At 31.3% G+C, this 17,167-nt stretch carries 14 protein-coding genes, 1 tRNA gene and 1 riboswitch; of the genes, 11 read left to right on the top strand and 4 right to left on the bottom strand.

The window, feature by feature from the left end; translation table 11 throughout:
• Window position 1 precedes the first annotated feature (1 nt).
• From cysD to BM335_RS08430, 11 genes are all read left to right on the top strand, one after another.
• Window positions 2-901, top strand: a complete 900-nt coding sequence (cysD, locus tag BM335_RS08480) for a sulfate adenylyltransferase subunit CysD (RefSeq protein WP_090225419.1) — start codon at window positions 2-4, stop codon at window positions 899-901.
• Between the two features lie 62 nt (window positions 902-963).
• On the top strand, window positions 964-2,211 hold the full coding sequence (locus tag BM335_RS08475) for a sulfate adenylyltransferase subunit 1 (RefSeq protein ID WP_090225416.1): 1,248 nt from the start codon (window positions 964-966) through the stop codon (window positions 2,209-2,211).
• Window positions 2,212-2,306: 95 nt separating this feature from the next.
• Window positions 2,307-4,397: a HEPN domain-containing protein gene (locus tag BM335_RS08470; protein WP_090225414.1), complete on the top strand. Its 2,091-nt coding sequence runs from the start codon at window positions 2,307-2,309 to the stop codon at window positions 4,395-4,397.
• Window positions 4,387-5,172 (top strand): uroporphyrinogen-III C-methyltransferase, encoded by a 786-nt coding sequence (gene cobA, locus BM335_RS08465; RefSeq protein WP_090225607.1) that lies wholly within the window; start codon window positions 4,387-4,389, stop codon window positions 5,170-5,172. The genes BM335_RS08470 and cobA overlap by 11 nt, the downstream gene beginning before the upstream one ends.
• A gap of 1 nt (window position 5,173) precedes the next feature.
• Entirely contained in the window at window positions 5,174-5,743 is a 570-nt protein-coding gene (locus BM335_RS08460) for a precorrin-2 dehydrogenase/sirohydrochlorin ferrochelatase family protein (protein WP_090225411.1), read from the top strand.
• Between the two features lie 83 nt (window positions 5,744-5,826).
• Window positions 5,827-5,929: riboswitch (SAM riboswitch) on the top strand.
• A gap of 57 nt (window positions 5,930-5,986) precedes the next feature.
• On the top strand, window positions 5,987-6,991 hold the full coding sequence (locus BM335_RS08455) for a homocysteine S-methyltransferase family protein (protein ID WP_090225409.1): 1,005 nt from the start codon (window positions 5,987-5,989) through the stop codon (window positions 6,989-6,991).
• A 29-nt stretch (window positions 6,992-7,020) separates the two neighbouring features.
• Window positions 7,021-9,726, top strand: a complete 2,706-nt coding sequence (gene metH / locus BM335_RS08450) for a methionine synthase (protein WP_262493864.1) — start codon at window positions 7,021-7,023, stop codon at window positions 9,724-9,726.
• A 102-nt stretch (window positions 9,727-9,828) separates the two neighbouring features.
• Entirely contained in the window at window positions 9,829-10,785 is a 957-nt protein-coding gene (gene metF / locus BM335_RS08445) for a methylenetetrahydrofolate reductase [NAD(P)H] (RefSeq protein WP_090225403.1), read from the top strand.
• Window positions 10,786-10,899: 114 nt separating this feature from the next.
• Window positions 10,900-11,217, top strand: coding sequence for a thioredoxin (trxA, locus tag BM335_RS08440; protein WP_090225400.1), 318 nt, complete (start codon window positions 10,900-10,902; stop codon window positions 11,215-11,217).
• Window positions 11,218-11,297: 80 nt separating this feature from the next.
• A complete protein-coding gene (locus BM335_RS08435; protein WP_090225398.1) occupies window positions 11,298-12,221 on the top strand; it encodes a DUF58 domain-containing protein in 924 nt (307 codons plus the stop codon).
• A 64-nt stretch (window positions 12,222-12,285) separates the two neighbouring features.
• Window positions 12,286-12,359, top strand: a tRNA-Asp gene (locus BM335_RS08430).
• A gap of 50 nt (window positions 12,360-12,409) precedes the next feature.
• Here BM335_RS08430 and BM335_RS08425 read toward each other — a convergent pair.
• The 4 genes from BM335_RS08425 to BM335_RS08410 all read right to left on the bottom strand — a co-directional run bounded on the left by BM335_RS08425 (window position 12,410) and on the right by BM335_RS08410 (window position 17,048).
• Window positions 12,410-13,309 carry a hypothetical protein gene (locus BM335_RS08425; protein ID WP_090225395.1) on the bottom strand — a complete coding sequence of 300 codons (900 nt, stop codon included), beginning with the start codon at window positions 13,307-13,309 and terminating at the stop codon, window positions 12,410-12,412.
• 18 nt (window positions 13,310-13,327) lie between these two features.
• Window positions 13,328-14,473: a thrombospondin type 3 repeat-containing protein gene (locus BM335_RS08420; protein WP_245780644.1), complete on the bottom strand. Its 1,146-nt coding sequence runs from the start codon at window positions 14,471-14,473 to the stop codon at window positions 13,328-13,330.
• Window positions 14,474-14,491: 18 nt separating this feature from the next.
• Complete coding sequence (locus tag BM335_RS08415; RefSeq protein WP_090225391.1) at window positions 14,492-15,592, bottom strand: hypothetical protein; 1,101 nt, start codon at window positions 15,590-15,592, stop codon at window positions 14,492-14,494.
• Between the two features lie 283 nt (window positions 15,593-15,875).
• The gene (locus BM335_RS08410) at window positions 15,876-17,048 is read right to left on the bottom strand and encodes a hypothetical protein (protein ID WP_090225388.1); all 1,173 of its coding nucleotides are present in this window, start codon (window positions 17,046-17,048) and stop codon (window positions 15,876-15,878) included.
• Window positions 17,049-17,167: the final 119 nt, after the last annotated feature.

Below are 17,167 nucleotides of genomic sequence, written 5' to 3'. Positions count from 1 at the left end.
AATGACAGAGAAGTTACATATTAACGCACTTGAAAACGAAGCAATTTATATTTTTAGAGAAGTTGCAGCGCAATTTGAAAAACCAGTATTGTTATTTTCTGGAGGAAAAGATTCAATTACTTTGGTAAGATTGGCGCAAAAAGCATTCTTTCCAGCAAAAATTCCTTTTCCATTAATGCATATAGATACAGGACATAATTTTCCTGAAACTATTGAATTTAGAGATAAATTGGTGGAAGAATTAGGTGTTGAATTAATTGTTAGAAACGTTCAAGACTCCATAGATCAAGGAAAAGTAAAAGAAGAATCCGGAAGATACTCTAGTAGAAATATGTTGCAAACAACAACATTGTTAGATGCCATTGAAGAATTTAAATTTGATGCTTGTATTGGTGGTGCGCGTAGAGATGAAGAAAAAGCCAGAGCAAAAGAACGTATTTTTTCTGTTCGTGATGATTTTGGTCAGTGGGATGAAAAAAATCAACGCCCAGAATTATTTGATATGTTAAATGGTCAAATTGAATTAGGTCAAAATGTACGAGTTTTCCCAATTTCAAATTGGACAGAGTTGGATGTTTGGACCTATATTGAACGTGAAAATCTAGAAATTCCTTCAATTTATTTTGCACATAAACGTGAAACTTTTTTAAGAGATGGTTTAATTTGGTCGGCTTCAGAACATGTATATAGAGATGAGGATGAGGAGGTTGAAGAGCGTTGGGTGCGTTTTAGAACGGTGGGAGATATGAGTTGTACAGCTGCGGTAGATTCTTATGCAACTACAATTAGCCAAGTAGTTGCTGAAATTAGAGATTCTAGTATTTCGGAAAGAGGAGCCAGAATTGATGATAAACGCTCAGAAGCTGCCATGGAAAAACGCAAACAACAAGGATACTTTTAATGTGTTAAAAATGAATAATTTTTAATTACAAAAACTAATAACAAAAAACAAACAACCAAAAAATGGAAGTTTTAAAAATAGCAACAGCAGGAAGTGTAGATGATGGAAAAAGTACGTTAATTGGAAGATTATTGTATGACACAAAATCATTAACATCAGATAAATTAGAGGCAATTGAGCGTAGTAGTAAACAAAAAGGATACGATTATTTAGATTTTTCTTTAGCAACAGATGGATTAGTGGCTGAGCGTGAGCAAGGAATTACTATTGATGTTGCGCACATTTATTTTTCAACAGCAACAAAAAGCTATATTATAGCAGATACTCCTGGCCACGTAGAATATACAAGAAATATGGTAACTGGAGCATCAACATCACAAGCGGCAATTATTTTAATTGATGCACGTCATGGAGTTATTGAGCAAACCTATCGTCATTTTTTCATTAATAATTTATTGAGAATTAAAGATGTGATTGTTGCCATTAATAAAATGGATTTAGTTGATTTTTCTGAAGAAAGATACAATGAAATTAAAGCAGATTTTCAAAAATTGGTAGATAAAAGTGATTATGAAGATCAAAATATAACTTTTATTCCAGTTAGTGCTTTAAAAGGTGATAATGTTGTAGAAAAGTCAACTGTAATGAGTTGGTTTAAAGGGCAAACTTTATTAGAACATTTAGAAAAATTAGATACAAAAGATATTTATAATAGAGGTAAAGTTCGCTTTCCTGTTCAATATGTAATTCGCCCAAAAACAGAAGAATATCACGATTTTAGAGGATATGCAGGAAAAGTTTATGGAGGCGAAATAAAAGTTGGCGATGAAGTTATTGTATTGCCTTCAGAAACGAAGAGTAGAGTTAAAGAAATTTATTTTTATGATAAAAAGTTTGAAACTGCCGCTAGAAGATCATCGTGTACTATCACATTAGAAGATAATGTAAATGTAAGCAGAGGAGATATGATTGTAAAAGTTGATGAATTACCAAAAGTTCAAAAGCAATTTACGGCAACAGTTTCTTGGATGGATGCTAAAAATTTAACTGCAGGCTCTAAATATGTTTTACAGCACGGTGTTAATAAAGTTTTAGCAAAGGTGAGTTCTATAAATCATAAAATTGAAACCGATTTTTCTGGAATTAAATCAGATATTTCAAGTTTAGGAATGAATGATATTGCATCTGTTTCATTTCAATTAAACAAACCAATATTTTTTGATTCGTTTAAAGAGCACAGAACAAATGGAGCGTTTATTTTAATTGATCCACAAAGTAATAATACAGCGGGCGCGGGATTTATAGAATAAGCAAAGCTCTAATAATCAAAAGCATACATATTGTTTTACTTCTTTCAATAGATTGAGGTAGAAGATTTTTATACTAACTAAAAAAATCATACTTAATGCAAAGTTTCAGAACCGAGATCGAAAATCCGATCGTCGAAAAGGATATTATTGACCTAGAAAAAAAGATTGCACTTTATTACGAAGGCAAAATTGACGAAGAGCGTTTTAGAAGTTTACGTTTGGCACGTGGCGTTTACGGACAACGTCAGTTTGGAGTTCAAATGATTCGGATAAAATTACCATTCGGTAAAATTACTAGCGAGCAATTACACAGAATTGCCAATGTTTCAGATGAATATTCAAGAGGAAGATTACACATTACTACACGTCAAGATATTCAAATTCACCATGTAAGTTTAGATAGAACACCTGAACTTTGGGCAGCGTTAGAGAAAGATGATATTACCTTGCGTGAAGCTTGTGGAAATACTGTAAGAAACGTTACCGCCTCTGAAACGGCTGGGATTGATATTAATGAACCTTTTGATGTATCTCCGTATGCACACGCGGTGTTCGAATTCTTTTTACGTAATCCTATTTGTCAGGAAATGGGTCGTAAATTCAAAATTTCATTTTCTGGAACTGATGAAGATACTGCCTTAAGTTTTATGCATGATTTAGGTTTTATAGCAAAAATTAAAAATGGTGAAATAGGTTTTAAAGTAATGCTTGGTGGTGGTTTAGGATCGCAAGCACGTTTGGCCGATACCTTATTTGAATTTATTTCAGCTGATAAAATTATTCCTATTACTGAAGCTGTTTTACGTGTTTTTGATAGACATGGCGAACGAGCTAAAAGAGCCAGAGCTCGTTTAAAATTCTTGGTAAAAGAAATCGGATTTGATGCTTTTGTGCAGTTAGTAGAAGATGAACAAAAAGCATTATCACATACTACATTTAAAATTGATACATCAAAGTTTGATAAAGCCATAGAAATTCCATCAGTAGAGATTCCATCTGTAAAAATTGAAAATGTAAGAGAATATAATGCTTGGAAAACATCCAATGTAATTCCACAAAAACAAGATGGACTATTTGCTATTGGTATAAAAGTACATTTAGGCGATTTTTATACAGATAAAGCCAGATTATTAGCCGATCTAATAAAAAAATATGCTGGAAATGAAATGCGTTTATCGCTTCGTCAGAATATATTAATTCGTCATGTAAAAGAAGCTTTATTGCCTTTCTTTTATGTTGAATTAAAGAAATTAGGCTTTGCTGATATTGGTTACAATAGCACGTTAGATATTACTTCTTGCCCAGGAACTGATACCTGTAATTTAGGAATAGCAAGTAGTACTGGAATTACTAGAGAATTAGAAAATGTATTAAAATCTGAATTTCCGCAATACGCAAATAATAAGGAAATTACCATTAAAATTAGTGGTTGTATGAACTCTTGTGGGCAACACTCTATGGCGCATATTGGGTTTCAGGGAATGACAGTGAAATCTGGTAAATTAGTTGCTCCGGCTTTACAAGTGTTATTAGGCGGTGGTGTTTTAGGAAATGGAGAAGGACGAGTTTCTAATAAAGTAATAAAAATTCCGAGTAAAAGAGGTTCAGAAGCATTACGAACTATTTTAAAAGATTATGAAAGTAATGTTAAAACGGGAGAATCTTTCTTAAATTATTACGACAGGCAAGGAGAAAGATATTTTTATGATATTTTAAAACCATTAGCAGATACTTCTAATTTGGTGCCAAGCGATTTTATAGATTGGGGTTCAGAAGAACAATACGAAATGGCTGTTGGAGTAGGTGAATGTGCCGGAGTTGTAATAGATTTAGTTGCTACATTGTTATTTGAAAGTGAAGAAAAAATTGAAAATGCCTCAGAAGCATTAAAACTAAATCAATATTCAGATAGTATTTATTATGCATATACAAGTATGGTAAATACTGCAAAAGCAATGTTGTTAACTGAAGGTGAAAGCACGAATACACAAGCAAACATTATTACATTATTTGAAACTGTTTTTGCAGATAAAATTGAATTGCCAACAATATTTTCAGAGTTTGTATATCAAATTCAAAAAAATGAGCCAACAAAACAATTTGCAGATAAATATGTAGCCGATGCCCAATTATTTTATGCAAAAGCAACTGAATATAGAATTAAAAACGGATCAGATGAAGCTTAATATAAAACCAAAAGTAACTTTAGTTGGAGCTGGGCCAGGTGATCCAGATTTAATAACTGTAAAAGGTGTAAAAGCACTAAAAAATGCAAAAGTTGTATTGTATGATGCCTTAATTAATAGGGAATTATTAGAGTATGTTCCTAAAGAGGCGAAAAGAATTTTTGTTGGTAAACGAAAAGGAATGCACAGTTTTACGCAAGATGAAATTAATGAATTAATTGTAAAAAATGCCTTTGAATTTGGAAATGCAGTGCGGTTAAAAGGCGGCGATCCGTTTATTTTTGGAAGAGGTGCAGAAGAGATAGATTATATAGAATCGTTTGGAATTGAGACTGAAGTAGTTTCAGGAATTTCATCTTCAATAGCAGTTCCTGCAAGTCAGGGAATTCCTTTAACAAAAAGAGGCGTTTCAGAAAGTTTTTGGGTAATTACAGGTACAACAACCGAAAGGAAATTATCAAATGATGTGTATTTAGCAGCCCAATCTACCGCAACTGTGGTTATTTTAATGGGAATGAGTAAGTTGCCTGAAATTGTTTCTGTTTTTAAAAAATACAATAAAAGCAATGTTCCAACTGCAATCATTCAAAATGGAACAACAGCCAATGAAAAAATTGGAGTTGGGACTATCGATTCTATTTTAGAAGTTGTTGAGCAGCAAAAATTAGGCTCACCAGCAATTATTGTTATTGGCGAAGTTGTTACTGAAAGCGCTAAATTACGTTCGTTTTATGAGCAAATTGCTGTAAATAATTCGTCATATAATCTTTATTAAAATGGAGCAAAACGAATTATACCCCATTTTTTTAAAAGTAACCCAATTAGAAGTGCTGATTGTTGGAGGAGGAAATGTGGGATTAGAAAAATTAACATTTTTGTTAAAATCGAGTCCAAATGCGAAAGTTACTGTTGTTGCTCCAAACTTTCATCAAAAATTAATTGAATTGGCTAAAAATCATTACGTTATACTTATTGAAGATTCTTATAAAGTTTCATATTTAACGGGTAAACATATGGTAATTGCAACAACCGATAACATTGCTGTAAATGTTGAGGTTTATAAAGATTGTAAAGATCGTCATATTTTAGTAAATGTTGCGGATAATCCGCCGTATTGTGATTTTTATATGGGCGGAATTGTAACCAAAGGAAATATAAAAATTGCCATTTCTACCAATGGAAAATCACCAACATTGGCAAAACGCTTGCGTCAGTTTTTTGAAGATGTACTTCCAAATGATATTGATGATTTAGCTAAAAATTTAAACGAATTTAGAAAAAAAATTAAAGGTGATTTTTCAAATAAAGTGGCGGAAATGAATAAATTAACAGAAAAATTATTGTAGAATAGTATTATTATGAACTACAGTTTGTAATTCATAAGAATATGCCGTTTATTTGCACAAAAAAGTTCATAAACATACTAAATTAGTTATTAAGAAAGGCAGAGGGAATAGACCTATTGAAGCCTTAGCAACCCTTTAAAGCTAAAGAAGGTGCTACGTTCTACCATTTTTTTGGACAGATAACACACACTTTAAAGTAATACTTCTTAATAACTTCCAAAATGTTTATGTAAAAATGATAAAATGGAAGACATCCGAAAAATATTAGAAAATAAAATCTTAGTGCTTGATGGCGCTATGGGAACTATGATTCAACAGTATAAATTTACTGAAGAAGATTATAGAGGTGAAAAATTTAAAGATTTTCATATTTCTGTAAAAGGAAATAATGATATGCTTTCAATTACACAGCCAAAAGCAATTAAAGAAATTCACGCAAAATATTTAGAAGCTGGTGCTGATATTATTGAAACCAACACTTTTTCAAGTACAACTATCGCAATGGCAGATTATGAAATGGAAGATTTTGTGTATGAATTAAATTTTCAATCAGCTAAAATAGCAAAAGAAATTGCTAATGAGTTTACTGCTAAAAATCCAAATAAACCTCGTTTTGTGGCAGGATCAATTGGACCAACAAATCGTACGGCAAGTATGTCGCCAGATGTTAATGATCCAGGGTTTAGAGCAGTTTCTTTTAATGATTTACGAATTGCCTATAAACAACAAGTTGAAGCGTTAATTGATGGTGGTGTAGATGTATTGTTAGTAGAAACTGTGTTTGATACTTTAAACGCAAAAGCAGCACTTTTTGCAATTGAAGAAGTAAAAGACCAACGAAATATTGACATTCCAATTATGCTAAGTGGGACAATTACCGATGCTAGTGGAAGAACTTTATCTGGGCAAACTGCTGAAGCTTTTTTAATTTCAGTAGCTCATATTCCTTTATTAACTATTGGTTTTAATTGTGCATTGGGTGCCAAACAATTAACACCACATTTAGAAGTATTGGCAAAAAATTCAAATTTAAAAATTTCTGCACATCCAAATGCAGGTTTACCAAACGCTTTTGGTGAATATGATGAATCTCCAGAAATGATGGCTGCTCAAATCAAAGAATATTTAGATAAAAATTTAATAAATATTATTGGAGGTTGTTGTGGAACAACTCCAGCACATATTAAAGCTATTGCTGATATGGTGAAAGACTTTAAGCCTAGATTGGTTTCTGAAGTTAATAATTAATACAAATTGAATTTATACGTAATTCTGAAATAATTTCAGAATTACATCAAGATAAAATGAATAAAAACGAAAAATATTTAAGGTTATCTGGTTTAGAACCATTGGTGGTTACTCCCGAAAGTAATTTTATAAATGTTGGAGAAAGAACTAACGTGGCTGGTTCACGCAAGTTTTTACGATTAATTAAGGAAGAAAAATATGATGAAGCCTTAGCAATTGCGCGTCAACAGGTAGAAGGAGGAGCGCAAATTATCGACATAAATATGGATGATGGTTTGTTAGATGGTAAAGTAGCGATGGTTCGTTTTATGAATTTAATTGCTGCAGAGCCAGATATTGCGCGTGTGCCAATTATGATTGACAGCTCTAAATGGGAAATTATAGAAGCTGGTTTGCAAGTAGCTCAAGGAAAATGCGTTGTAAACTCAATCAGTTTAAAAGAAGGAGAGGAGCAATTTATACATCATGCAAAACTAATTAAACGTTATGGTGCGGCTGTTGTTGTCATGGCTTTTGATGAGGTTGGACAAGCAGATAATTATAATAGAAGAATTGAAATTTGTAAACGTTCCTACGATATTTTGGTGAATATGGTGAAATTTCCACCCGAAGATATCATTTTTGATTTAAATATTTTTCCAGTGGCAACAGGAATGGATGAGCATAAACGCAATGCTATCGATTTTATTGAAGCAACCAAATGGGTGCGTGAAAATTTGCCCTATGTAAGTGTTAGTGGTGGAGTTAGCAACGTATCTTTTTCATTTAGAGGAAATGATAAAGTACGTGAGGCAATGCATTCCGTATTTTTATATTATGCCATTCAAGCAGGAATGAATATCGGAATTGTAAATCCAACAATGTTAGAGGTTTATGATGAAATTCCAAAAGATTTATTAGAACACGTTGAAGATGTAATTTTAGATAGAAGAGAAGATGCAACCGAACGATTATTAGCTTTTGCTGAAACAGTTGTTGGTGCTGCAAGAGAAAATAAAGTAGACTTGTCTTGGCGAGAAAAACCATTACAAGAAAGAATTACACATGCATTGGTTAAAGGAATTGATGAATTTGTTGTTGAAGATATTGAAGAAGCCAGAAAATTAGCTAACAAGCCAATTGAAGTTATTGAAGGGAACTTAATGATAGGGATGAATGTAGTGGGCGATTTATTTGGTTCAGGAAAAATGTTTTTACCTCAAGTGGTAAAATCAGCCCGTGTTATGAAACGTGCAGTTGCTTATTTGTTACCTTACATTGAGGCAGATAAAGGAGAAGTAAGTAAGGCAAACGGTAAAATTTTGTTAGCAACGGTTAAGGGCGATGTTCATGATATTGGTAAAAATATTGTGGGTGTTGTATTAGGTTGTAATAATTATGATATTGTGGATTTAGGTGTAATGGTTTCACCTGAAAAAATTATAGAAACTGCCAAAGCTGAAAATGTAGACGTTATTGGATTAAGTGGTTTAATTACGCCATCACTTGATGAAATGGCCTATTTAGCCTCAGAAATGGAGCGCCAAAACTTTACAATTCCATTATTAATTGGTGGAGCAACTACATCAAAAGCACATACTGCTGTAAAAATTGACACACAATATTCAAACGCAGTTGTTCACGTACATGATGCTTCAAGAGCCGTTACTGTTGTTGGAGATTTATTGAATAACAGAATAAATCAAAAATATATAGGTGATATTAAGGCAGATTATATTAAAGTTCGCGAAGGATTTTTAAATAGATCTTCAAGTAAGGAATATGTGTCGTTAACAGAAGCTCGTGAAAATAAATTTAAAATTGATTGGAATTCTACAGAAATACAGCAACCAAATTTTGAAGGAATTCAGGTTTATGAAGATTTTGACTTGTCGAAATTAGTTGATTATATAGATTGGACACCGTTTTTTAGAACGTGGGAATTGGCAGGTAAATATCCTGCAATTTTAAACGATAAAGTTGTAGGAAAAGAAGCAACCAATTTATTTACTGATGCAAAATTACTGTTAGCTAAAGTATTAAATGAAAATTTATTAACCGCCAAAGCTGTTTTTGGAATTTTTCCTGCAAATTCTAATGTAGATGATATTGAGATTTATGGTGATAATAAAAGAGAGATTGTAACTTCAACTGTAAGAACATTACGTCAGCAATTAAAAAAGAAAGAAGGAACTCCATCAATAGCGCTTGCCGATTTTATTGCTCCAAAGGAAACTAATATTGAAGATCATATTGGCGCATTTTGTGTCTCAACTGGATTTGGAACTGCTGAATTAGCTGCAGAGTTTGAAAAACATCATGATGATTATAATTCTATAATGATAAAAGCACTGGCTGATAGATTGGCAGAAGCTTTTGCTGAATATTTACACGAAAAAGTTCGTAAAGAATATTGGGGATATGCTGTAAATGAAAAATATACAAATGAAGATTTGATAAAAGAAAGTTATAAAGGCATTCGTCCAGCACCTGGATATCCTGCATGTCCAGATCATTTAGAAAAATTAACAATCTGGAATTTACTAAGTGTTAAGGAAACCATTGGAGTTGAGTTAACAGATAGTTTGGCAATGTGGCCAGCTGCTTCGGTTTCGGGGTATTATTTTGCTAATGAACAAGCAAAGTATTTTGGTGTTGGTAAAATTACTATGGAACAAGTAGAAGATTTTGCTAATAGAAAGAAAATGGAAATTTCAGAAGCTAAAAAATGGTTGAATCCTAATTTAGCAGAATAGTTTTTGCGTTAGCGATTGCAGTGACATCCTTTTTTGGAGTGTAACGTAAAAAAAGATATAACGGAAAGCGCCACCTGAAAGGTAACGCCTAAATAAAAAAGAATGAAAGTAACAGATCATATAAACAAAGCTAAAGGGAAAACGTTGTTTTCGTTTGAAATTGTACCACCTCAAAAAGGTCAAAATATACAAGATTTGTATAATAACGTAGATCCTTTAATGGAGTTTAATCCACCATTTATAGATGTTACAACTTCACGAGAAGAATATGTTTATATTAAAAAAGAAAACGGTTTATTGGAGCAAAAAATGACCAGAATGCGACCAGGAACTGTTGGAATTTGTGCTGCGTTAAAATATAAATATGATGTAGATGCTATACCACATGTATTGTGTGGAGGTTTTACAAAAGAAGAAACTGAATATGTGTTGGTTGATTGCCATTATTTAGGATTAGATAATATTATGGCGCTGCGAGGTGATGCTATGAAGCACGAACCTTACTTTAAACCAACTGAAGGTGGAAATAAGTTTGCTTCAGAATTAGTAAGCCAAATAAAAGAATTAAACAAAGGTAAATATTTACATAATATTATAGAAACTACTAATAAATCTGATTTTTGTATTGGTGTAGCAGGTTATCCTGAAAAACATTTAGAAGCACCTAATATGGATACCGATTTAAAAAGATTGAAAGAAAAAGTGGATGCTGGGGCAGACTATGTAGTAACACAGATGTTTTTTGATAACGAAAAATATTTTAATTTTGTTGATAGCGCTAGAAAAATGGGTATTAATGTGCCTATAATTCCAGGAATTAAACCTATTGCCGTTCACAGACATTTACAAGTGTTACCACAAGTATTTAGGTTAGATTTACCTGAAGATTTAATAAATGCTGTTGAAAGTTGTAGCGATAGTAAGCAAATTAGGCAAGTTGGCATAGAATGGGCAATTCAGCAGTCTAAAGAGCTGATTAAAAACGGAGTACCAGTGGTGCATTTCTATTCAATGGGAAAATCAGATAATATTAAAGCAATAGCAAAAGAAATTTTTTAATATTACTTTTGCATATAGTTATATAAATAAAAGTAATAAATGTTAAATTGTTTTGGTGAAATATTTATGTACTTTTGCATAACAAATAGAAATTATTAATTAAAAAAATAAAACATGGCATTAGAAGTAACAGATGCAACTTTTGACGAAGTGGTATTACAATCAGACAAACCAGTAATGGTTGATTTTTGGGCGGCTTGGTGTGGACCTTGTAGAATGGTTGCTCCAATAATGGATGAATTAACTTCAGAATATGAAGGAAAAGCTACAATAGCAAAGGTTGATGTAGATTCAAATCAAGAATTCGCAGCCAAGTATGGAGTTAGAAATATTCCTACAGTATTAGTTTTTAAAAATGGAGAAATTGTTGAAAAACAAGTTGGTGTTGCTCCAAAAGCTACCTATGCACAAAAAATTGATGCACATTTGTAGGATTTAAACATAAATAATAGAAAAGGCTCAACAATTTGTTGAGCCTTTTCTTTTTATACACTATATTAGTTTTTTAAATTATGGAAAACTTAACAGTAAAACATATATCAGAACTCAACAATCTTGAATTGCTTGCAAATCAAGTTGTAGAAGGATTTATAACAGGAATGCACAAAAGTCCATTTCATGGTTTTTCTGTAGAATTTGCTGAACATAGATTGTATAATAAAGGTGAAAGCACGAAAGATATTGATTGGAAATTATTTGCAAAAACTAAAAAACTATTTGTAAAACGTTACGAAGAAGAAACGAATTTACGTTGTCATTTAATAATTGATAATTCAGCATCTATGAACTATCCATTAATTGATAATGTTACTTTAGAAAATCTATCTAAAATTGGTTTTTCGGCTATAGCTTCAGCAGCCTTAATGGAAATTTTTAAGAGGCAACGCGATGCTGTTGGCGTGAGCATTTATACCGACGAAATAGATTATTATGCACCAGCCAAAGGGAGCGATAGACATAGAAGGATGATTTTAGCACAATTAGATAAAATGTTGAAATCAAATTCTAAAGCAACTACAAATACATATAAAGCGCTGCATGAGATTTCAGAAAAAATACACAAAAGGTCGTTAATATTTTTATTTACTGATATGTTTCAAATTTCAAAAAATGAAAATGAACTTTTTAAAGCCTTAAGACATTTAAAATACAACAAACATGAAGTAGTTTTGTTTCATACTTTTGATGGAAAATTGGAATATGACCTTAATTTTGGCAACACTCCCAAAAAATTTGTAGATGTAGAATCAGGTGATCAAATTAATTTATATGCTGATTCTGTTAAAGAAAAGTATAAAATAGAAATTGAAAAATACTTTAATGATTTGAAATTGAAGTGTATGCAATATAAAATAGATTATGTTCCGGTTGATATAAGAAAAGGCTTTCATCAAGTGCTGATATCATATTTAATTAGTAGAAAAAAGTTTTTGTAAAAAATTTTAAAAAAGCTTTGCAAATATGAAAAACACTCTTATATTTGCATCCGCTAACAGCAACGGTTTGGTAGTTCAGCTGGTTAGAATACCTGCCTGTCACGCAGGGGGTCGCGGGTTCGAGTCCCGTCCAGACCGCAAAAAGCATCTCAATTGAGATGCTTTTTTTGTTTTTAGATATTTTAAAATTAACTGCGAATAGAATATGGAATATTTGATTTCCAAATGGCATTTCCAATTGTGGTTCTTTCTTTGCTCGTTATTTTACGATCTTTATACCAGTAATAGGTTAGTTTACTTACTTCACTAGATAATTTTTTATGTAAAATATAGTAATTGTCTCCTGTATATTGATCGTTTATTTGGTTGATAATATCTTGAATTTCATCAGCCATAGTTCCGCAGTTTTTAAACTTATTTTCAACTCCAGTATCTATTCCGTCTATTATAATAGTTTCAGTCATTATGGAATTTGGATATGGGTCTTCTTCATTTAAGCAACCATCAAAATCTGCATCGTTACAATTTATTCCAGTGGTTATTATTTCATAACCCATAGGGTAGCCACAATGAGCTGCTTCGTGAATTACCAAGGTATAAGTTCCTGAATATGGCAATGTAAAATCACCAATATATGGATCGCTAAAGCAACCTCCAAAAGTATCAGCTATTACATCATCACTTGATGCAACATATAGTAGTTCAGTATCAATTGTGCCAAAATATAATGTAAAAGCAGAGTCAAATCCAATGGTTGTTCTTGGTACATAAATAGATATAATATCTCCTTCATTTCCATTAAAGAAATAATGGTGTAAACTTTGGTATGCTGTTGCATCTACATACATTCCAGTAATATTTAAGCCACATAGCTGTCCAGTATAAACGAATTCTACTGCATCTCTATTTTGATAATTTTTAGCTAAAATAGATTCATTTACAGTATTTAAAATGTCTGTTTTGTCTCCTAATATTTCTTCATTTAAAATAATGGATTCACTATTTTTTGAGTCTATGCTTTCTTGTTCACATTGCACATATAGCATAAAAAGTGCAATTAAAAGTGTAATTAATTTTAAATTTTTCATCATATTAATTTTTAAAAATTATTCGGTAATGGTATGATATGGAATATTGGCATTCCAAACAGCATTTCCAATAGAGGTTCTTTCTTTGCTGGTTATTTTTCGATTTTTATACCAGTAATAAGTAAGTTTACTGACTTCTCTGGAAAACTTTTTATGAAGGGTGTAATAGTTATCGCCTGTAAACTCATTATTTACTTGGTTGATAATGGTTTGAATTTCATCAGACATAGTTCCGCAATTTTCATATTTATTTTCAACACCTGTATCTATTTCATCAATAATAATAGTTTCGTTCATTATGGAATAAGGATAAGGGTCTTCATCGTTTAAACAACCATCATTATCAATATCTATATCACAAACATCTCCCACGCCATCATTATCAAAATCAGCCTGATCACCATTTGCAGTTTCGGGGCAATTATCATCATCATCAGCAATTAAGTCACCATCAGAATCTTCGGTTGCAGTTTGATTTATCACTCTTAAGTGATCAAATACAATTGAATTTTCTCCAACACAAGCATAATTAGCTAAAACAATCCTTACAGAAGAAAACGCTATATTCGCTCCCATTTTAGAAAGATCTAATATGGCATCGCCTATAGCGGTATCAAGCTCTGTATAACTTTCTGGGGCATCGTTTACATAATTCTCATATAACCCACTAATTACACTTTGGCCGTAGAACACTTGCAACCCTACTTGATTATTAAATTCATCATAAATATATACTACGATATACGGAAAATTATAATAATCCATGGTTGATGTAAATTCTAAATAGGCTTTTAGTTTTGTTTCATTTGTATTTCCACGTATGTTGTACACTTTTTGAATGTTCTGACTTGGACACAAAGAAGTTGTAACCCCAACAACACTTGTTTTAATTGCAGTGCTGCCATCAAAAGGAGACGCTATTTCAACATAGGTAAAATAAGGATTCCCTCCTGTATCATTCACAGTCCATTCTGTTAAACTACCTGCAGGTACTTCATCTACAAGTACTTCATTGTCAACTCTATTAAAAAGAGGCTGTATTGTTTTATTATTGGTAGCCGATTGATTATTCAAGTCATTTTGCAGGTATATAACTTCTGTTTCGTTTTCACAACTAGAGAAGAACACTGCTATAATCAAGAAAATGGATTTTAAATTTTTCATCATATTAATTTTTAAAAATCATTCAGTAATGGTATAATATGGAATATTGGCATTCCAAATGGCGTTACCAATGGAGGTTCTTTCTTTGCTGGTTATTTTACGATCTTTAAACCAGTAATAGGTAAGTTTACTTACTTCTCTTGCAAACTTTTTATGAAGTGTGTAATAATTATCGCCTGTGAACTCACTATTTATTTGGTTAAGAATAGTTTGAATTTCATCTGCCATGGTTCCGCAGTTTTCATAGGTATTTTCAACTCCAGTGTCAATTCCGTCAATAACAATCTTTTCGGTCATTATTGAATTTGGATATGGATCTTCTGCATTTGGGCAGCCATCATTATCGGCATCACTGCAAGATCCAAAACCAATAAAGTCAACACCTTCATAACCTCCATAATAATCAGATGAAATCACTACTTTTTTAATAGGCTGTAAAGCACTCATAGCTAAATATCTGGCGAAATACTGCTGATTGTAGACAGTTGTCATTCCTAGATAAGTATCATCAATGCCAAAAACAGAAATATTTACATCAGTACTCAATAAATTATACAAACTCATGCTTACTTCGGTTACATTATCGTTTTTAAATCTAATAACTAAATCAGTATTCCAATAATTACTCATCAAAACATTTGGCATACTGTTCCAGTTACAAATAAATAATCCATTAGATGTATCATGATTTTCTTCATATCCAAGATGATCAATAGCCTCAAATGTAATACCTGGTAATATATCACCTGGACTAAATATTCTAGAATCTGTAAATTCATCTAAAAAACTTGGCATGCCATCGTTAATAAATTTAAATTCTTCAAAATCTTCTTTTATTAAATTACAATCAAAATCATCGGCATCATAATAAAAATAAATTACAGCCATATCATCTGGTTGTTGAATAGTGGCTCTACTTTCAAAAGTTTTAATTGTAGATTGTTGCTTGAAATAGGTTTTTAAATCAATTCCTTCGGCAATTAAAGTGGTAATTGGTATGTTGGATTGAATTTGTAAATCTTGAATTTCGTTAGATTCAGGTGTAATGGCTGTTTCTTTTTCACAACTTATTAAAAAAATTGCTAAAAGTAAAAAAGTGAGTTTGGTTAAGTATTTCATTTTTGTGTGAATTATTAATTAAATTGATTATATAACTGATATAAATTTTTTATTTAAATAAAAAATTTACCTGAAAATACTTGTTGTAAACTAATGTGGGGTTTTAATTAATTGGGGCATTGTATAGCAATTCACCAATTGATATTGCCATATTAAATTTAGTGATTATAATGCGAAAGCAATTTTTAAATCGTAAAATGAAACCAATAGCTTATTTAATAAGGTTGTAAACAAAAAAAGCATCTCAATTTTGAGATGCTTTTTTACGATTTAGGTATTTTAATTATCCTGGTTGCTGGAAACTTGGTACGTTTGAACTCCAAGCAAAGCTAGAAATTTTTGAACGTTCTTTACTTGTAATTAATCTGCTTTTATACCAGTAATAACTTAATTTTGCAACTTCTGAAACAAACTTTTTGTGCAGTTGGTTGTAGTTATCTCCTGTATATTGTGCGTTTATTACATTTATAAGGTTATCCATTTCATCAGCCATTGTTACTCCTTTTGTTTTCGTAAATTTATTTAGTATTGATGTATTTATTTCATCAATAAAAAGTGTTTCACTTAAATTTGAATTTGGATATGGATCTACATTATTTAAAATACCATCATTATCAGAATCAGGAATACATTCTCCAAAAGTTATGTAATCAAATCCAAAAAAGTTAGGGTATATAAAGGATTCTTCAGCTATAATATATAGTTTTTTAATGGGTTGGGTGGATTTTATAGATACCATTTGGTCTATAATTTCTTCATATTCTTCAGACATTGGACTAATAGCTATTTCTCCTAATAAATTACCATCCTCATCAACTGCATAAATAGATGTTGTAATGCCATTTTCTAAAAGTAGTCTCATGGTGATGGCATTAATGTTATTGTTTTCAAAAGTAACTTCTAATGGAGCTGAAGAAGCATTGAAAAAAGCAGAATTGAAAGATATATTAAAGAATTCTTCAAAATTTGAATTTAGGATAAACCATAAATATTCTTCAGAAGTAGAAAATTGTATACCACTTACAATATCACCTTGTTCAATATAGGTGTTTTCTTCATCTCCCAATATGGTATTTTCATCAAGAACACCGTCAATGTCATAAATTTCCAAAACATCTTCATAAGTTTCAATCTTAGAAAAATCTTCAATTTGCATTTCTCCGCTGCAATCAAACGCTGCTTCATCATTTAAATAAAATTGCGCTACTGCTTCACCAGAAGGTCTTAATAGTGGTGAATTTAATTTGGAGGATTTTTGAGCAGTATAATTACTGTTTTTTGAAAATAATTGCTTGTTTTTAAGTAAGTTTAAAAATGAAATTTTAGAATTTTGAAGTTGGTTTATTTCAGTATCTTGAAGCGTAGCAGTATCTATAACTTCTGTTACATCTTTTTCACAACTTATTAAAAAGGTAGTTAAACAAAATAATAAGCTAAGGGTTTTTAAATTTTTCATAAATTTTTATATTTTTTATTAGAGTGTTAAAAATAGTATTTTTTGATAAAACTATAAGTTTCAGTTTGGTATATTTATTTATTAAGATATCATTTAGTTTTCTTAATATTGAACTTTCT

The sequence above is a fragment of the Lutibacter maritimus genome (genome assembly GCF_900116115.1).
GTDB lineage: Bacteria > Bacteroidota > Bacteroidia > Flavobacteriales > Flavobacteriaceae > Lutibacter > Lutibacter maritimus.
This window is presented reverse-complemented; position numbering and strand designations above follow the sequence as displayed.